This is a genomic window from Psychrobacter sp. Sarcosine-3u-12 (genome assembly GCF_002836005.1).
GTDB classification, from domain to species: Bacteria; Pseudomonadota; Gammaproteobacteria; order Pseudomonadales; family Moraxellaceae; genus Psychrobacter; species Psychrobacter okhotskensis.
On sequence record NZ_PJBY01000102.1, the window covers coordinates 95,598 to 114,126 of the forward strand.

An 18,529-nucleotide genomic window follows, 5' to 3' on the forward strand; every position below is an offset into this window, starting at 1 on the left:
TGAAATAAGACAATTTTGGCGTAGGGTGTGGTTAACGCAGCGTAACCCACCGTCTTATACTTTTATAAGGTTTAAATGGTGGGTTACATTTTATCTTTATTCTCTACGAAAACTTGATAAAACTAACCGCACCCTACCACAACTACAAATATAAAAAGGATAAAACCATGAGCATGCAAAACGATACTGACGCTATTGGCAAGCGCATTACCTATGAAACTGACGGCCATATCTGCCTAATCGGACTCAATCGTGCGGACAAGCGCAACGCCTTTGATAGCCATATGATCAAGCAACTTTCCGAAGTCCTAACCAACTATGAAAATGACGCTAACCTACGCTGTGCGCTTATCTTCGCCCATGGCGAGCACTTTACCGCTGGTCTTGATTTGATGGAGCTACAAGATAAATGGGATAAAGGCGCGTTTGAATTTACTGAGACACAAATCGACCCGTGGGGTATCGGTGGCAAACTGCGGACCAAACCTGTGGTCGTGGCAATACAAGGCACTTGCTTTACCGCTGGGATTGAGCTGATGCTAAATAGTGATGTGGTCATCGCTAGTGATAACTGCAACTTTGCGCAAATGGAAGTCCAACGCGGTATCATGCCATTTGGCGGGGCGACGGTAAGATTTGTCGCGGCGGCTGGCTGGCAAAAAGCCATGCCGTATTTGCTAACTGGTAAAAACTTTGATGCGCAAACGGCTGATAGACTCAATTTAGTCAGCGAAGTGGTAGCAAATGGAGAAGAATACGAGCGCGCGCTAACTATCGCTAAAGAGATTTGTAACGCTGCACCGCTTGGCGTGCAAGGATTACTGTCATCAGCACAAGATGCCAGCCGTAATGGCGCAAAATCGGCACTCGCCAATATTCATAGCTATCTGCCGCATTTATTTCATTCAGAAGATGCAAAAGAGGGTGCAATGGCGATGGTTGAGAGAAGGGAAGCTGAGTTTGTGGGGCGTTAGGGTTTTTAGTCTACCTCTCGTATGATCATAAGAAACCATCATTAAAATTTCATTTGAAGGATACCGCGGTGCAACAAATTATCATAAAGAATGATGACTATAACGGTCCATCCCAAGTTACTAGGGAGGAGTGGCTACATGTATTGTTAGATGAAGACTTTATGTCTCTTAACTATAAATTCTTCTTGATCACTTTTTTCTCAGAGCCTGAATACAAGGCTGACTTTGAGTATCTGGCAAAGCGATATAATCTCTCGAAGCAATCTCTAAGTGGCTATATAAGTCAATTTAATATGAAGGTGAAGAAAAGATTTTCGAAGTTGCAAAATGTCGATACATCAAGTTTGTGGCTAATTGCTATGAAAGGTAGTGAAAATGGTGAATGGCAGTTGCGCGACGAGCTAGTTGGAGCAATGCAAGAGCTAGATTACATCAATGCTAGCGCTATAAAAATCGACAGCATCGGTCACTTGGTTGGTCTTATAAACCAAGACGTCAGTGGTCTGAAAAAGGACTTTCTTTTCGCTAGAAAAGAGCTGACAGGTAATCAAAGAATTACTAACTCAAAGTTATTGTTCAAATACGATAGCGAAGACAGAGAGTGGGCGATCAACGAAGGTGCGGGCACCGAAGTCCAATACCACATCTACTTATCAGACAATAAAATTGGTTACGGTTTAGGATTTAATACGCTTTACGTCAGATTTAAAGAAGAAAAAACACCAATAGAATATATCAAGCCGTTTATGGATGCTTTTATAGCTTTGAGAGACAGTGAAGAGATTACTAAGCTTGCTAAGAGAGGCTTTACATTAAACACGGATGAGTACGGCTTTCAAAACCCTGTCAAAGACGAGCATTACTTATTCGGTCGAATAATGGAGTTAGATTATGAACAGAAACTGTCTTTGCTTAATTACTACAGTATCATCAATGATCTAAAAGGCGATTTGTTTGAAGCTTATAAAAATGTTTTTAAGCTTGCTAATAAGTCAATTATGAATGAACAAGTAAGTACTTCAAACGCTCAACCACCTATCACCAATCCTTTGCTACAAGAAATCAGCGAGCTACTGTTAGCCAATAAGAATCTTATACTTACAGGAGCACCAGGAACGGGTAAAACCTACTTAGCAAAAGCGCTGGCTAAAGCTTGGGATGCAGAGCACAAGCTCATTCAATTTCATCCGTCCTATGACTATACTGATTTTGTCGAAGGTCTAAGACCTATTCAAAATGAAGAAGGTGAGGTTAGCTTTGAGCTGCGGGACGGTAGTTTTAAGAAGTTCTGTAAAGAAGCATTAAAGTATCAGAACAATCAACAATTAAGTAACTTTGATGAGGTCTATCAAAGATTTATAGATGAGATATCTGAGAATACTTTAGAGTTAGCAACCCCTAGCCAAGAGAGTCCATTTAGCGTTATTGTTAACTCGCGCGATAATATTACCGCCGTTCTTTCAAGTGAAACGCAGAGACAAATCACTTTAACCAAATCTTTGATACAAACCTATTTTGAAACAGGTAAGTCGCTGAACTGGAAGCCTTATCTGATTCCAGTATGCCAATACATTGAAGAAAACTACGATTTGCAAATGGCTAATACCGATGATAAAAACAAAAAGTTCGTCCTTATACTCGATGAAATAAACCGTGCCGAGATATCCAAAGTCTTAGGCGAGCTTTTCTTCTCAATTGACCCCGGCTATCGGGGCGAGAGTGGCAGAGTCACTACCCAATACGCCAATCTGCAAACCAAAGAAGATGTTTTTAAGAACGGTTTTTATATTCCAGACAACGTCTATATCATCGGTACCATGAACGATATCGATCGTAGTGTCGAATCATTTGATTTTGCAATGCGCCGCCGATTTGCTTGGAAAGAAATCAAAGCCGAAGATAGGCTTTCAATGTGGGAAGGGCAAATAGATGAATGGGCAGAAGAAGCTAAGCAACGGCTTATTAATTTAAATAGTGCTATCGAATCTGTTCAAGGCTTGAGCGATGCCTACCATGTCGGTCCAGCTTACTTCCTAAAACTGGCTAATTATAATGGGGATTTCGATAAACTCTGGACGTACCATCTACAGTCGCTCCTGTTTGAATATCTGCGTGGCTATCCTGATGCCGATGAGCAGCTTGCTAGTTTAAAAAGTGCCTATGATAATACCTATGACTCGGTTGGTTATAATGATAGTCACGACTGACAATACAGCTTTAGAGCTGACGGCAATGGATCAGGTTTATAAGGATAATATAAGTCTGATTGCTAATAAAAATATTAGCGAGTTGGTAAAAGCAAATCCTGATTTACTAATATTTCCTGATTATCTTAAGGACAACGAAGACGATATTGCTAGCGAGCCAATCTTTGAGCTAACTCTTAGTGATTCTAAGATAATTTTAACAACGGGTAATGTCATGGGTTTTATTGGCGTACAGAATACGCAACTAAAAATCCAATCGCGTTTTGCTCAGAGTGTTATCGATGAGGCTAGTGACGTTGGTACTGTAACGAATAATCAAGAAGCCAGTATTGAGGACTATTTTTTACACTATATGCTACAAAAGGTACTGTGCTTTAATTTATTTGATTTAAAGCATAGTCGCAATCAAACCAATGTCTTTGATTTTTTGGTCTATTTATTTCCTTATCTACTAAAAAAGGCGCTCTCGCAAGGCTTGTATAAAGAGTATCAAAAGAAAACTTATAACGATAGCAATCTTAAAGGTGCTATCGATATCAAAGCTCATTTGCAACGAAACCTGCCTTTTCGAGGTAGCGTTGCCTACCGTGTACGCGAGCACAGCTTTGATAATCCGCTTACTCAGCTGATTCGTCATACCATTGAGCTTATCAAGCAAAAACCAAACTTGCGAGACGTGTTGCATAGCGATAGCGAGACCCTAGATTTTGTTAATCTGATTGTCCAGCATACGCCGTCCTATCATGCGCGAGGTCAGCAAACTGTCATTAATGCCAACCGCAAACCTTTCGTCCATCCTTACTTCACCGAATATAGTGGTCTGCAAAAAATCTGCCTACAAATCCTCCGTCATGATGGTCTGAAATACGCCAAAAATGATGATAAAGCCTACGGTATCTTGTTTGATGGGGCTTGGCTATGGGGGGAATATTTAAATACCCTTCTGCGTGATATCGGCTTTAAACATCCTACTAATAATAATCGAAAAGGCGGTATCAAGGTTTATGCACAGAAATTTTCGGGTAATAACGTGCGCCGTTATCCTGATTTTGTGAAAGATAACCGCATTATTTTGGACGCGAAATATAAGCGCATGAAAGACAATCACATTAGTCGTGATGACCTCAATCAAATCCTATCTTATCTGTTTTTATATCGAGCTAATATAGGAGGCTATATTGCGCCTACGGTAGATGATAATTTAGCTTTGAATATGGGTGTCTTAAATGGCTTCGGTGGTAGTATTCATAAGTTTAAGCTGGCGATTCCGCAACAGGTCGCCAGTTATCAGGCGTTTAAAACAGCTATTACTGAGAATGAAGCGAAGTTGATTAGGGCTATTGAAGCGTTGTCATTTGAACAAAGTGATGATGATTTACTTGCTATAAGTTAAACTTTGCAAACAAAAAATAGCTGACTTAAGACGCGTTTTAGCCCTGACAGTAGCGGCTATCCTGCTGACGACAATGGCGCTGCGGACTGTGGCTGGGAGTGGTGTCGAGGCAACAGCAACGCTACCAGCGACTTTAGTCCGTACTCCATTGGCTAAGCAGATAATAGCGGATGGCTGGATTAGCTCCAACCCCTTATTATGATTACACTTAGCTTCGATTTTCAAATAACTCCGAACCTATTCGGCTCGTTACGCTGTGCTAACCATATTCTAAGAGCTTTCTAACACTGTTAACCTAAACAAAAAAACCCCGCCGTGGCGAGGTCTTATTATTTTGTCTACGATTACTAGTTTATCGCTTAGCTCATATCAGCAGTCAACCGATTAGCGAGCTTTTTGGTAGTAATCAACCATCATAGTGCCTAACGTGCCATTGTCATCGATAGTGACGATTCTGACCGTACCTGACTGTGCTGCGGTACTAGATTGCACTTGTCCTGTGCTGCCTAACACCACTTGATTGGTTTTGGCGGCCATTGCTCCGTTACCGATAGCGATGCTGTTCATGCCACCTGCCATAGATTTATTACCTAGCGCGACCGAGTTTGCACCTTGTGCGGCTGCCGCTTCTCCGACTGCCGTAGAGCGTACGCCACTAGCATTAGCTATATGACCAAATGCTTGCGCGCGTTCGGCAGAGGCTTTTGACTGCCAACCGATAGAGGTTGAGCCAAGACCTGCGGCGTTGGCTTCACCACCAACGGCGGTTGCGGAGTTTAGACCTGCATTGGCTTTGTTACCGACGGCGACGGTGTCGTTAGTGCCACCAGCCATGGCGGCTTCACCGACTGCGGTAGAGCGAACACCGCTAGCATTGGCTAAGTGACCAAAGGCTTGCGCGCGTTCGGCAGTGGCTTTGGATTGCCAACCGATAGAGGTTGAGCCTAGGCCTGCGGCATTGGCTTGACCACCGACAGCGGTTGCTGAGTTCAGACCTGCATTGGCCATATTACCGATAGCAACCGTGTCGTTAGTGCCGCTAGACATAGCACTATTGCCTAAAGTAATGGCAGTAGAGTTAGCGTTTGCCATCATTTGAGCGTTTGCAGTAACAGGTTGAGCCTCAGCGCCTGTGGTCATAGCTGTACATGCAGAGGTCGCGGCAACGGCGAGAGTAAGCACGCTCATTTTGAGTGCTGAATGTAGTGAAAAGTCCATTTTCATTGATAAATCCTTTTTAAAAGCCCAAAAGGCTAATTGGTTTGGTTTTGCTGGAGTTGATGTATATTTTAACGCTCGCACTATCAACGTACTCTGACGTAAACAACTGAAAACCATTCAGAGTTCGCAGTTTAAATGTAGCACTAATGGTGGAGGGCAATTCAACTATTGTTAGTATTACTCCTCCAAAGGTCGTTTAAGCCGATGGATAGATAATGACAGTTGAGTAAAGCTTAGATTTCTAAGGCGTGTCCTCATTTTTAGCTCATTTAGGCGCTTTCGTCCAGATTGAAGATAGGCCCTAATCATTTAAACAGTAAAGACAACGCTATTATCTAGACTTATAATAAGTGTCCACTATCTTTTAGGAAAATGTCAGTGCCATATAATTTTGATGAAATAATCGACAGACGAGATACGGGATCGGTCAAATGGCATTACTTTGATGACACGATTCCGCTATGGGTCGCGGATATGGATTTTAAGGCTGCCGCGCCAATCTTAAACGCGGTTGAGCAAGTCGTACAGCATGGCATATTGGGCTATACCAAACCGACTGCGGCCTTGTTTGATGCGATTATTAACTGGCATGGCAGTCGTTATAATTTACAGCTAGATAAAGAAAACATCTTGTTCTCGCCGGGTGTCGTGCCGAGTCTCGCGCTGATGATGCACATCTTTACCGAGACAGCGGATGCGGTATTGGTCAATGATCCTATCTATACGCCGTTTATGACGAAGGTGAAGCAAAATAATCGCACGCTAGTGATGTCGGCATTAAAGGAAATTGACGGTAAATATCAACTGGATTTGGACGATATCGAAGCTAAAATTATTGAGCATAATGTTAAGCTTTATTTACTGTGCAATCCGCACAATCCGGGCGGGCGGGTGTGGACGGTAGGCGAACTTGAGGCGCTACTGACGCTGTGTAAAAAGCACAATGTAGCGATTGTCAGTGATGAAATTCATCAAGATTTAACCTTAAGTGGTCATAAATTCACGCCTTTATTAAAGCTAGCAGAAGCAGAAAATTACGCGCATAACATCGTTAGTCTAACCTCAATGACTAAAACCTTTAACGTAGCGGGTATCAAAGGCTCGATGATCTTTGCTAAAGATGAGACGCTAATCAGAAAAATCAGCCAGCAGCAGCAGTTAAATGATGAATACGAGCTGAATTTATTTGCTTATACGGTGATGCAAAGTGCTTATGAAGAGGGCGGAGAGTGGCTAGAGCAGGTACTGACTTATATTGAGAAAAATATCGAGATCACGCTAGACTTCTTAGCAGGGCATCTGCCTGATATCAAGGTGATGCGCCCAGAAGCGTCGTACTTGATTTGGCTCGATTGCTCGGCATACGGTGAGGACAATCAGGCGCTTTATGACAAACTGCGAGAAGCGAAAGTTGAGCTAAACTCGGGTATTAAATACGGTCGCGAGGGACATCTAAAAATGCGTATTAATGTGGCGTGTCCTGAGGCGCTACTTCGTGAGGGATTGAATCGGGTTTATGCGGCTTTTAGGGGTGGTGATAAATCCTAATAATTCTTACATAAAGGATCTTTATATATCAGATGGCCAAAAGGATCGTTTGGATCATTAGTAGCAGGTACAGCTGCACGGGCGCAGTTAGGATTATAGTACTTGCTCTGAGTAGCAGAAGTTCGGTCTTCTAAGGGTTTGGTTGTGGTACAAGCATTTAATAGCAAGCACGATAAAACTAGTAAGGCAGGGATGTTACGCATTATCATGATCCTAGAATTTTAAATATAGACTTAGGTGAATAAATAGTGAACAGAAAAGTAGATTATGCACAAATTATGACTTTTTGCTAAGTAATGTTATACACTAAACTCAAGTCTATTAATTACAAGATTAAAATAGTATTCAAATTAAGTGAATTTAAAAAATAGTTGTAGGGTACTAATATGGCCTGTTATATCACAGTCGGTGCAAAAACCTCTCACGGTGGTGAGGTAATTACAGGCTCACCACATACTACTCATAATGGTATTCCTGTCTCTCGTAAGGGTGACAAGGTCATTTGTAGAAAGTGTAAAAAGCTAACCACTATCCTCACTGGTGACCCTTCATTTATTGTCGATGGTGCACCGATTGCACGTGAAGGTGATGTAACCAGTTGTGGTGCTAAGCTGATTGCTATTCAACATTCTTTTTGTGAATCAGACTTTGAAGTGATGGGTGTGGAGCAAGCAGAAGAAATCAGACGAGAAGCCGAAAACTATTTTAATCAAGTAATGTCCAATTATGACATTGCTTTTCAGTTTGTGACTGATAATAGTGAGCCTTATGCAGATATCAACTATGAAGCAGTAAATAAAAACACTGGCAAAGTGTATAAAGGCAAGACGGATGAAAAGGGATGGACAGAGCGTTTTTACTCTGATACTGAAGATGAGTATGACGTCAGACTAGATTTAGATTGGCAAACGAGGAGCCCATCCCAAATTCTGTGTAACTGCCATTTAGATTAAATGCTTACTAATACGATCATCAAACATAATCATAAAGCGATTTAAAGCAGACGTCCAGTTACGAATGGGCATAGACCACTTTTTGGATGCCTGCTGAGTTGCTAAGTACACCACTTTGAATGCTGCCTGATCAGATGGGAACACCTTACGCTTATTCACCGCTGTTCGAATCACGCTGTTCAATGACTCAATAGCATTGGTGGTATAGATGGCTTTTCTGATGTCTTTAGGGTAGCCAAAGAACACCGTTAAGCCATCCCAGTTATTGCGCCAAGACTTGACCACGTGCGGGTACTTATCACCCCACACCTCATCAAAGTGTTCAAGGTTAGCCTCTGCCATCTCAAGCGTATCAGCACCGTAGATGGCTTTTAAATCAGCCGCTACGGCCTTTTTATCCGTCCATGGTACAAACTTCATGGAGTAGCGCACCATGTGTACGATACACAGCTGAACCTGTGCCTTTGGATAGACGGTGTTAATGGCATCAGGGAAGCCCTTTAAGCCGTCGACACAGGCAATGAGGATATCTTGTACCCCGCGGTTTTGTAGTTCAGTGAGAACACCCAGCCAGAACTTAGCGCCTTCATTCTCTGATAACCACATACCAAGCAGCTCTTTTTTACCGTTAAGAGCAACACCTAGCGCCAGATAGATAGCCTTGTTGATGATCTGCTTGTCTTGACGTATCTTCACGACGATGCAGTCCAAATAGACGATAGGATAAACACTATTCAATGGCCTGTTCTGCCAAGCGGTGATGTCCTCTAATATGTTGTCAGTGACTCTTGAGACAAGAGAGCTTGAAATGTCGACATCGTAGAGCTCTTTAATGCTCTCTACAATCTCGGTGGTGGTTTGACCCTTGGCGTAAAGGAATATGATCTTGTCATCAAGACCTGAGATACGGGTTTGATGCTTACTGACCAGCACAGGCTCAAAGCTGCCACCGCGGTCTCTTGGGGTGGAGATTTCAAGATCGCCTGTGTCACTGCGGACGGTCTTTTTAGTGTGGCCGTTGCGCTTATTGGGCTTGTCTGCCTTCTCATGTTTAGGGTAGCCGAGATGCTCTTCCATCTCAGCCTCTAAGGCAGTATCAATAAAGGATTGCATGAGCTGCTTTTGGAAGTCTTTGATGTCATCAAAGCTTTTCATGCTACCAGCCATTTGCTCGGCTAGTTTTTTAATGTCAGATTGAGTAGTCATTGCTTATTCTCCTGTTATTGGATTATAAGCAGTTACACAGTTTTTAGGAAAGGCTCCAAACGAGTGAAGGCAGTTAAAAAATGGTAATACAAGAAGAGATATCTTTTTTTATCATACTCAGCTTTAACTAATAGTTAATCCTTCTAACATTTTATTATTACAGAATGGCATTTCATTATTTATGATATTAACGCCCCATAACGAAAAAAACTTACCTTCATATTCAATATAAGTATGAATAGTCTCACCGTCTGACAGGTACTGCTGATTATTTACTTTCTCCATATACTGTTTATAAAGCGTATCGACGATTTCCGTAGCTTTTTGTCTATCTTCAATTACTAAATTAATCGTTTCTATCATTTCAACTTTTTCTTGAGGAAGTAGCTGATGTTTATACTTACTCCTTTTATAAACACTACCAATACCATAGTTGAATTGAGTAAGTCTTTGATCTTCTGTCCACTTACGACCATCTAATTCACTATAGACACGGATATAACTGCTTGAACCGATTAGGTCGATTAATGTTTCAAAGTAGTAACTATAGCCGTAACTACCATAATGTAGCTCCTTATCATATAGAGAGTCCCATAATGGAGAGGATTTTATCTTCTCATTAAAAGCTTTACGAGTCATGAGAACAATAGGTTCTTGTCTTTCTGTGCCTGTTACTGGCGGTGGCGGTAGAACTAAGTGTTCGACGTATGCAGAGCTGCAAAGCACCTCCAGATTGGGTGTTTCTTCTGTATCTACATTTTCTACTTTTAAAGAGATTGTATCTACTGGTTTAGTGATTGCAACTGCTTCTGTTATAGGTTTTTGAGTTTGCTCTGTAGTAGCACAACTTGTTAAACAACCTATAAGCATCATAAGCAGAAATGTTTTAGAATAATTCATTGACCGCTTCCTTTATGAATTTACTACGGTGTTGTCATTACGTAGGATGTCCCATTGCCATTTAAATATTGCGTTCATAGTGTATCGATTGCTAAGAGAAGGTGTATTAGGAGCAGCAGTTAACGGTTTGGCTTTAGCGTTATAATCCATCACGTTGTCTGTATAGCCCATATAAAAGTAATGCACGTTACTATATTTTGGCTCTTCTGGCTTTAGAAAAGTATGGGGTAAGCTCAGACTATGGCCTAGCTCATGCACCAATTTATGTATGTCTGGTCTACCGGTCTCAAATACTATGGCAAAGTTGCCCCCTCTAAAGACAGAGTCACATTGTGCTCCATTGCATGCAGGCCAAGCTGCTCCCCCTATAGATCCTGTTCTATTTAAATATTTGACACTATATTCAGTCAGAAACAAATAAGTAATATTGTTATCATCTCACTCAATGTCCTTATTTTTTAGGATCTCTTGATAATAAATATCTGCCAGCTGTTTCATCAAACGCGAATAATGATCTGAAGAGACAGTTCGCTGATAATCTGGGTGTGACAAAAACTGTTTTATACGCGCATTGGCTTGGCTTGATAGATCGACATAGTCGATATCCACAGTTGTTTCAATCAAAGCTTGATTGAAAGATTGGTGTTTTAACTCTAATAGAATATCTGCCTGATCAGGTGCTGAGGACGCCCATTTAGACGGTCTTATGATCTCTTCTCTAGTCGCTGTACCTGTTTTACCGTCACCTAGGTTAACTTTATAGGGTGTTTTTTTAATATAAGCATCATTTAATCCATCTGGCTGCGGTGAACGATGCGTCAAACAGTGGACGACTTTAATAGCGGCTTTTTTGATAGCAGCGTTTGGGTAAACACACAACAGGCCTACTATTCTAGTTGTGTTATCCAGCGTATCAGTTGCCTTAATCTTTACAAACCTAACTTTGCTACTACCTGTAACAGCTTTGATATCAATAGCTTTACTATTATCTTGATAACGTTTAACGACTTTACTTTTTAGTTCTGAACCAGTAAAAGGACGCTTTAATTCGGGCTCAGCCACATTCATTAGGTCGGCCAAGGTATTAATACCATCTGCGGTAATAGTAATACCATCATCTGCCTCGAACGAGATAGTAATACTAGCAGGGTCACTGATAGGGATGATGGGCGTCGCAGCAGCGCTTAGTATCTTCTCTTGCTCAACCTGCAGGTATAGATTGACACCATCGCGGTTCTTACCTGAAGCGTGAGTTGTTGGAAAGACAGCCAACCAAGCAGGAATATACCTCTCACCTATCACTGTTTTGATACTTTGCGTCTCAGGTAGGTCTGAAATAGATTGACACCATCGCGGTTCTTACCTGAAGCGTGAGTTGTTGGAAAGACAGCCAACCAAGCAGGAATATACCTCTCACCTATCACTGTTTTGATACTTTGCGTCTCAGGTAGGTCTGAATTTGTCTGATTAAGACGAGTATATTCATTCATTAACTCTATAACAGAGCCCTTATATAATCTAGCTAGCTTACTTCTACCTGTCATAGGGTCTATTCCTAACTCATGCACCTCCTCTATATCATAAACATACTCATCTCTGAGCCAATCAAAGCCATAACTGCCGTCATAATAAACGTTTGATACTGCAGCGCTAGCCATAGATGGTTTAGATTCAGGTCTTCTAAAATGTATCGTAAATTCCCAAAGTCTAGGACGTGTAATTTTGGCTACGACAGTAGGTTTATCCGAGCTGGCTGTTCCAGTAGTAGTTCTTTGTTTATTACCTGCCATACATCTCTCATATAAAAATTAAACTTTAGTTAGCTAGTAAAATGTATTAGCATGAAATTTAATCGAACAATTGACAAAATTTTAAGCTCTTACCCTGCCAGACGCTTTTAATGGTTGATGATTTTGAAACCTTTTTAATTGATTGCATGAGGATTAGGGTTTAAGTTAAATGTTTGGATTATGAAAATTAACGACACTTTAGTTTGCTAATGATAGTCGCCTTGGGGCGCATTTTAGCCGTGACTGACGCGGTATCTTGTGCGACTAAGCGAGTTGCGGGCACTTGGCTGAGGGTAGTATCGAGAATACAGGAATGCCATCAGCCGTTAGTGCCCGCCACGCTTAGGGGTACAGATACAAGCAGAAGGCGCGATCAGCTCCCATAACCTCTTTTCCAAAATTATCCCACCTTTTGACCACGCCTAATACTTCTACACTTCAAACTCGTCCAGACTACTTGGCAGGATATCCTGTGATGTCTTGAATGCTTTGGTATAAGGGTTTTAGGCGCTCGTACATCTTGAGATAGACCTCGTTATAGAGGCGCTTGTAGAGTTGCACATTGGCTTTGATGGGGATGAATTCGTCGCCTAAATGGGTCATGGCTTCGCTGGCTGTAGCGTGGTCAGGATAGACGCCGAGACCCACCGCGCAGTTGATGGCAGCGCCGAGGCCAGTAGCTTCAAAAGTGTGCGGGCGGTAGGCGGGCATGGCAAAGATGTCGGCGGTGAGCTGCATGGCGGCGTCACTTTGGGAGCCGCCGCCTGAGACGCGCAGGTGTTTGATGGGTTTGCCGGTACGTTTTTCGATGGTATCAAAGCCAAGTTTAAGCTCGTAAGCCAGCCCTTCCAAGATAGCGCGGTACACGTGCGCGCGGGTATGCACATCACCAAAGCCAATAAGCGCGCCTTTGCCCTCAAGTCCCGGATGACGGACGCCCGGCGACCAATAGGGCTGCATGATAAGTCCCATGCTGCCGGCTGGAATGCCTTTGACGGCGGCGTCGAGGAGCTTTTCGGTGTCGATGCCTTGGGTTTTGGCAAGTTGTTGTTCGTAATGGGCGAATTGTTCTTTAAACCAGCTGACCATCCAAAAGCCGCGATAAATCATGTATTCGTGGTTGTAGTAGTGCGGGGCGGCGGCGGTGTAGGCGGGCATGTGTTTGAGTATCTCGATATAGTCGGGGGAGATGGTGTTGATGGTGGCGGTGGTGCCAAAGCTAAGGCATGCGGTATCGGCGGCAAGTCCCGCTGCGCCTAGGGCTTCGCAGGCTTTGTCACTGGCGGCGGCAATCATCGGCGTGCCCTCTGGGATACCTGTGACTTTGGCAGCTTTGGCGCTTATCTCACCAAGAGTTTGGCCTGGTGGGATGATTTTGGGCATTTGCTCGGGGGTACAGCTAAACAGCCGCCATTTCAGGGTGTTGGGTTTGAGCCATGTTTGCGCTTTGTAGTCATACGGCAGATAGCCGACCGAATGACCATTTGAGTCGATAAGTTCACCTACTAGCTGATAGGTGAGGTAGGCGGAGAGATTGACGTAGTGCGCGGTCTGCGCCCATATCTCAGGCTCGTTTTGCGCGAGCCAATTACAGCGCGCTTTTTGCTGGGCGTCTTTGACTAATTCGCCCATGCCGATAATTTTGGTAAGCGGGCCAAGAAAGCCGATACCACCAGTCTCAGCGCGGCGCAAATCCATCCAAACGATAGCAGGACGTAGCGGCTGCTTGTCTTTATCGAGGCAAATCATGGTATAGCGCTGGGTAGCGAGACTGACGCCAGCGATTTGTTCAGGTTTAATCTCGCAGGTCTGCCAGAGCTTTTGACAGGCCTCTGTCAGCTTTTGCCAATAGTAGTCGGCGTGCTGCTCGGCATAATTGGGCTGTTCAGAGAAATACGGCTCGATAGGCACGCGGGCTTTGGCAATCTCGCTGCCGAATTGATCAAAGATGAGCGCGCGGACGCTTTGAGTGCCGTTGTCGATAGCTAAGAAATAAATCGGGTTTGCAGAATTATCGGTCATAGTCGTCCTTAACTATACTCAGTTCTAGTTAAAACTGATACACATTTGCTATGTGCTGCTGGGATGCTCCTTTTGAGATAGTTGCGCAGCATCGAAAAGTGACGAAGTCGCACAGCAAGCAAGGAAAATTTATACCAGCCGCACAGCATAACTCTTAAAGTATCTTAAATGTAGGTATAAAAAGCACTAAGCCGCAGGCAGATGATAATAACGCTGCCATAACTCGCTATAGCGAGCGACTTCTTGTTGCCACTTTTGCTCATCCCAGCCCAGCTCCTGCTGGCAAATTTGCTTCAGTCTGGCGCTAATCAGTGGTGTCATCGCACCGTGCGGTAGGATTAAGCCTACGCGCGTCCGCCGCAGTAGTAAATCATCTAAATGTATGACTTGTTCAAAGCGCGCGGCAAAGCGAATCTCCGCCCAAATGGTGTTGCTATCGGTGATATAAGCTAAGTCTTCTTCATGCGCCAGCTCAAGTAAAGTATCAAGCTTACGACCATAGAATCCTTGCAAGCGCTGTTGTAGATCAGAGGGTAGCGTCGCAAACTTAGGATGGATGGATGCTACTTTACTAAAGACCTGATCGCCATTTATCGCTTGGTTGTGAGTAGCAGAGTCATCAAGCGCGAGCACCTTTTGACACTTTTTAAGCACCTCAAGGGCAATCAGGCGAAAGGTGGTGAGCTTGCCGCCGCTGACGGTCACCAGATTATTATCGAGCCAGACGCTATGATCGCGCTTTTCTTTACTGGGGCTGACGCGTTTGCCATTGCCGCTATCTGCTATCAGCGGTCGTACGCCTGCCCACGTGCTGATGACATCTTCTCGATTGAGATCGGTATCATCAAACAATGAGTTAGTCGCTGCTAGTAGATAATCGACCTCTGCGCTAGTGATACCGACTTCTTCGTCATTAAGTGGCGGATGATCTAAGTCAGTGGTGCCAAGTACCGTACGGTTCTCCCACGGATAGACAAACACCGCTCTTTTATCAGCAGGATGCAAAAAGGTATAGGCTTGCGAGGTAGGTAAGCGCTCTTGACTGACGACTAAGTGACTACCGCGTGAGGGACGTATTTGCTTATGAAAGCTTTGCTCAGTTTGCTCGCGGGCTTGCATACGTAAGGTATCGGCCCAAGCGCCGGTGGCACTGACCACCACTTTGGCGTGAACCTTATAGGTTTGATCTTTATCTTTAGAAGCGGTGTCTTTTAAAGTTGCACCCACCACCAAGCCCTGCTCATTGGTGATAAGTGACTCGGCTTTAAGATAATTAATCGCCTGCGCGCCGTCATGAATGGCTTCGTCAAGTACGCGCATGACCAGTCGCGAATCATCGGTGATCGCATCGCTAAACTGGCTGGCACCCAAAAATTTATCTTGCTTGATATTAGGGTTTAGCCGTAAAAACGCGTCTTTTTTAAAGTATTTAAAGTAGCGTTTGCCCGCTATCTTGTCGTAGACGCGTAGCAAGGTATTAAATATCCACGGCGGTGGGAACTTGCCTTTATAATGCGGCATGACGTAATGCATCTCGTTAACTAGACCGCCTGCTTCGCTTAGCATACGTTCACGCTCACGCACGCTAAGTAAAGTAGTCTTATAATCGCCTGAAGCTATGTAACGCAGACCGCCATGTACCATTTTGCTTGAGCGGCTGGACGTGCCCCAAGCAAAGTCTTTTTGCTCGATAAGCAATACGGCAAGGCCACGCCTTGCTGCCTCGCGGGCAATGCCGGCACCCGTAATACCGCCGCCGATAATGAGCATATCCCAAGGTTCAGATCGTGCTAGGGGCGCGAGTGCTTGCTGGCGTTGTGTGCTTTGGTTCATAAGATTTTCTTCTTAAATGACGTCATTCATTTAACGAACATAAATAGTTAAGCCATTTTGAAATCAGTTCGATATAGTGCTACTGACATTGATTTTGTGCAGCCTCTGGAGTGACGAAGTCGCACAGCAAGCAAGGAAAATTTATATCAGTAGCACGGGATAGACAATCTATCTCTCATATTTTCAATTTCTATTCCTCAAGCAATACCCCTGGATTCATACGCTGCTCAGGATCTAAGCTTTTGAGCATATCATGAGTCACTTGCAAGCCAAGCTCCCCTTTTTCAGCCGCAAGGTATGGGGCATGATCACGGCCAACGCCATGCTGATGCGATATGGTGGCTTTACCATGGGCAAGGCTCATACTGGCCGCGTGTTTGATTTTTTGCCAGCGTTTTAAGGTAGCAGCATGGTCTTTGGCGGCGCGGAAGAAGTAAGTGGTGTATAGACTTGCGCCTTGCTTATAGACATGCGAGATATGGGTAAAGGCCATCACCTCCTCTCCTTCGTCCGCTAAGGCCGTTTTTACCGCCTCTTGCATCTGTGCCATTTGCTCGTCAATACGGCTCCAGTTGGTAGCGGTCTCAAAGGTATCAACCATAATGCCTTTATCCCAAAGCGTACCGCGCAGATATGGGAATTTAAAACGCCCGTGCGCCCAAACACTACCCATAATATTGGTAATTTTACCCGTGACACTACCATTTTGCTTTAACAATTTATTGAACTGCGTCACTGCTAGTTTATTCTGTGCTTTATCGCCTGAGATGCCGTAGGTGAGCATCACCTTATCTGAGCTGAGTCCGCGCGCTTTTAGATAAGTGCTAATCGCTAAAAACTGGCTTGGCGTCGTACCTAAATGCAAATGCGCGTCAGTCTCGACCGCATTGCTTAGGCGTAGCATAGAGAGGCGAACATTGTTTTGCACCGCTTGTTTGAGTACCGCTTTGCCCGCTTCCCAATTCGGCAAAAACGCCACTTTAAATAGCTCTTCTTCAGGTTGTGATTGCACGCGCATCTTGACTTCGGTAAAGATACCTACGCGGCCTTCAGTACCCATCATCATCTCACGCAAATCTGGCCCTGCCGATGACGCGGGGATATCAGCAATCTCTAGCACGCCTTGCGGGGTCACTAAAGTGCCGCCAGCAAACATTTGCTCGATGCGCCCGTAGCCCAAGGACTGCTGGCCACTAGAGCGCGCGGCAATCCAGCCGCCAAGCGTCGATAGCTCCCACGACTGCGGATAATGACCTAGACGATAACCGTGCTCATCCAATTGCGCCTCAACCGCAGGCCCTTGCGTACCCGCACCAAAGGTTGCGATTTGACTCTCATTATCTAAGTCAATCAGCTGATCCATCTTGCTCATGGCGATGGTCAGTACGGGACGTGAGCCCTTTTGTGGATTGATATGACCAACGACGGAAGTACCACCACCAAAAGGAATGACGATAAGATCATGCTCTTGGGCTAATTTAAGTAATTGCTCAACATCATCAGTCGATTCAGGGAAAGCCACGCCGTCAGGGAAGACTTCAAAGTCACCACCATGCATAGCGATCCAATCGGGAAAGCTTTGCCCACGCGCATGTCTGAGTCTGACCTCTTGATCGGTCGATACCATATTGAGATCGGTAAGCTCAGCAGGGAGTCGTGATTTGGGTACGGTTTTGAGCACTTGCTGCAAGCTGACAGACTTTAGCTTATTGGTTTTACCGATGTGTGATTTGATTAATTTCGCACCGTGTGGTGAGACTTTTTTATTGATACTGACATTGCCCCAGCCATTCCAGCGCGTTTGCTCGATGGGTGTATTTAAGGAGGTATTATCTTTTGAGACGCTATCTACACTGATGTTATCGATATTTTTATTATCAGAATTTACGGCGATAGGTGCAGACTGGTCAGATTTAGGGCTTTTACGGATAAGGGATTTGATTTTGCTCATAGAAGTTTAGCCTTTCGATTTATTATATAGTCACATTTTATATAAATCGGATGCGAGGTCAGGCGCGCTCAGTCTACTATCCTGTAGACACTTCACTCGTCTTCCCTGTATCCAAATTATCCTGAACCGACTATCACTTTTATTTAGGTTTGGATTGAGATCTGGTGTTAATCATTAGAGCCAATATAACGATCGCTTAACGGCAGATAGTGAGCGACAGCTAGCGATGCTATAACCTACCTACTATCAAATCATTACAACGTCAACCTCGCTGACCATACTAATGTATAGCTTGTACTCGATTGCTTTGTATTAATATATATTGATATCATTTGCGAATGACTATATATCTACCGTGCTAACGTTAAACTGCTTATCATTTGAGCATATCACAATATAAACAAAACGTTTATACGTACTCGTCATTTGTATAATAAAAAATTATCATTTTTGTTAAACAGTCCTATTATTAGGACTTACTCGAATATAAATGTCATCTCCACCTAGCTATTTATTAAGAATTATTTATTG

At 43.8% G+C, this 18,529-nt stretch carries 14 protein-coding genes; 5 read left to right on the top strand and 9 right to left on the bottom strand.

Annotation, left to right across the window (positions count from 1 at the left end; all coding sequences use genetic code 11):
• Nucleotides 1–167: 167 nt before the first annotated feature.
• The 3 genes from CXF65_RS09680 (at nt 168) to CXF65_RS09690 (ending at nt 4,574) form a co-directional block, all read left to right on the top strand.
• Nucleotides 168–974, top strand: a complete 807-nt coding sequence (locus CXF65_RS09680; RefSeq protein ID WP_227523243.1) for a crotonase/enoyl-CoA hydratase family protein — start codon at nt 168–170, stop codon at nt 972–974.
• A gap of 68 nt (nt 975–1,042) precedes the next feature.
• Entirely contained in the window at nt 1,043–3,181 is a 2,139-nt protein-coding gene (locus tag CXF65_RS15050; RefSeq protein WP_198551991.1) for an McrB family protein, read from the top strand.
• Nucleotides 3,165–4,574, top strand: a complete 1,410-nt coding sequence (locus CXF65_RS09690; protein WP_157824071.1) for an McrC family protein — start codon at nt 3,165–3,167, stop codon at nt 4,572–4,574. Before CXF65_RS15050 ends, CXF65_RS09690 begins: the two co-directional genes overlap by 17 nt.
• Before the next feature lie 384 nt (nt 4,575–4,958).
• Here CXF65_RS09690 and CXF65_RS09695 read toward each other — a convergent pair whose 3' ends face one another.
• Complete coding sequence (locus tag CXF65_RS09695; protein WP_025652910.1) at nt 4,959–5,798, bottom strand: membrane protein; 840 nt, start codon at nt 5,796–5,798, stop codon at nt 4,959–4,961.
• A 369-nt stretch (nt 5,799–6,167) separates the two neighbouring features.
• Here CXF65_RS09695 and CXF65_RS09700 point away from each other — a divergent pair, with 369 nt between their 5' ends.
• The gene (locus CXF65_RS09700; protein WP_101211895.1) at nt 6,168–7,343 is read left to right on the top strand and encodes a MalY/PatB family protein; all 1,176 of its coding nucleotides are present in this window, start codon (nt 6,168–6,170) and stop codon (nt 7,341–7,343) included.
• Here CXF65_RS09700 and CXF65_RS09705 read toward each other — a convergent pair.
• Complete coding sequence (locus tag CXF65_RS09705) at nt 7,340–7,546, bottom strand: hypothetical protein (protein ID WP_101211896.1); 207 nt, start codon at nt 7,544–7,546, stop codon at nt 7,340–7,342. The two genes, CXF65_RS09700 and CXF65_RS09705, sit on opposite strands and share 4 nt — an antisense overlap.
• Nucleotides 7,547–7,729: 183 nt before the next feature.
• Between CXF65_RS09705 and CXF65_RS09710 the strand changes: the two genes are divergently transcribed.
• On the top strand, nt 7,730–8,296 hold the full coding sequence (locus tag CXF65_RS09710) for a PAAR domain-containing protein (RefSeq protein WP_101211897.1): 567 nt from the start codon (nt 7,730–7,732) through the stop codon (nt 8,294–8,296).
• Here the strand turns inward: CXF65_RS09710 and CXF65_RS09715 are convergent.
• From CXF65_RS09715 to CXF65_RS09750, 7 genes are all read right to left on the bottom strand, one after another.
• Nucleotides 8,288–9,502: an IS256 family transposase gene (locus CXF65_RS09715; protein WP_101211898.1), complete on the bottom strand. Its 1,215-nt coding sequence runs from the start codon at nt 9,500–9,502 to the stop codon at nt 8,288–8,290. The two genes, CXF65_RS09710 and CXF65_RS09715, sit on opposite strands and share 9 nt — an antisense overlap.
• A gap of 123 nt (nt 9,503–9,625) precedes the next feature.
• On the bottom strand, nt 9,626–10,402 hold the full coding sequence (locus CXF65_RS09720) for a hypothetical protein (RefSeq protein WP_101211899.1): 777 nt from the start codon (nt 10,400–10,402) through the stop codon (nt 9,626–9,628).
• 438 nt (nt 10,403–10,840) lie between these two features.
• Nucleotides 10,841–11,704, bottom strand: coding sequence for a hypothetical protein (locus CXF65_RS09730; protein WP_101211901.1), 864 nt, complete (start codon nt 11,702–11,704; stop codon nt 10,841–10,843).
• The gene (locus CXF65_RS09735) at nt 11,701–12,192 is read right to left on the bottom strand and encodes a hypothetical protein (RefSeq protein ID WP_101211902.1); all 492 of its coding nucleotides are present in this window, start codon (nt 12,190–12,192) and stop codon (nt 11,701–11,703) included. Before CXF65_RS09735 ends, CXF65_RS09730 begins: the two co-directional genes overlap by 4 nt.
• Before the next feature lie 453 nt (nt 12,193–12,645).
• Entirely contained in the window at nt 12,646–14,214 is a 1,569-nt protein-coding gene (locus CXF65_RS09740; protein WP_101211903.1) for an FGGY-family carbohydrate kinase, read from the bottom strand.
• Between the two features lie 186 nt (nt 14,215–14,400).
• Nucleotides 14,401–16,047, bottom strand: coding sequence for a glycerol-3-phosphate dehydrogenase/oxidase (locus CXF65_RS09745; RefSeq protein WP_101211904.1), 1,647 nt, complete (start codon nt 16,045–16,047; stop codon nt 14,401–14,403).
• Between the two features lie 190 nt (nt 16,048–16,237).
• Nucleotides 16,238–17,998: an FAD-binding oxidoreductase gene (locus tag CXF65_RS09750; protein WP_101211905.1), complete on the bottom strand. Its 1,761-nt coding sequence runs from the start codon at nt 17,996–17,998 to the stop codon at nt 16,238–16,240.
• Nucleotides 17,999–18,529 lie beyond the last annotated feature (531 nt).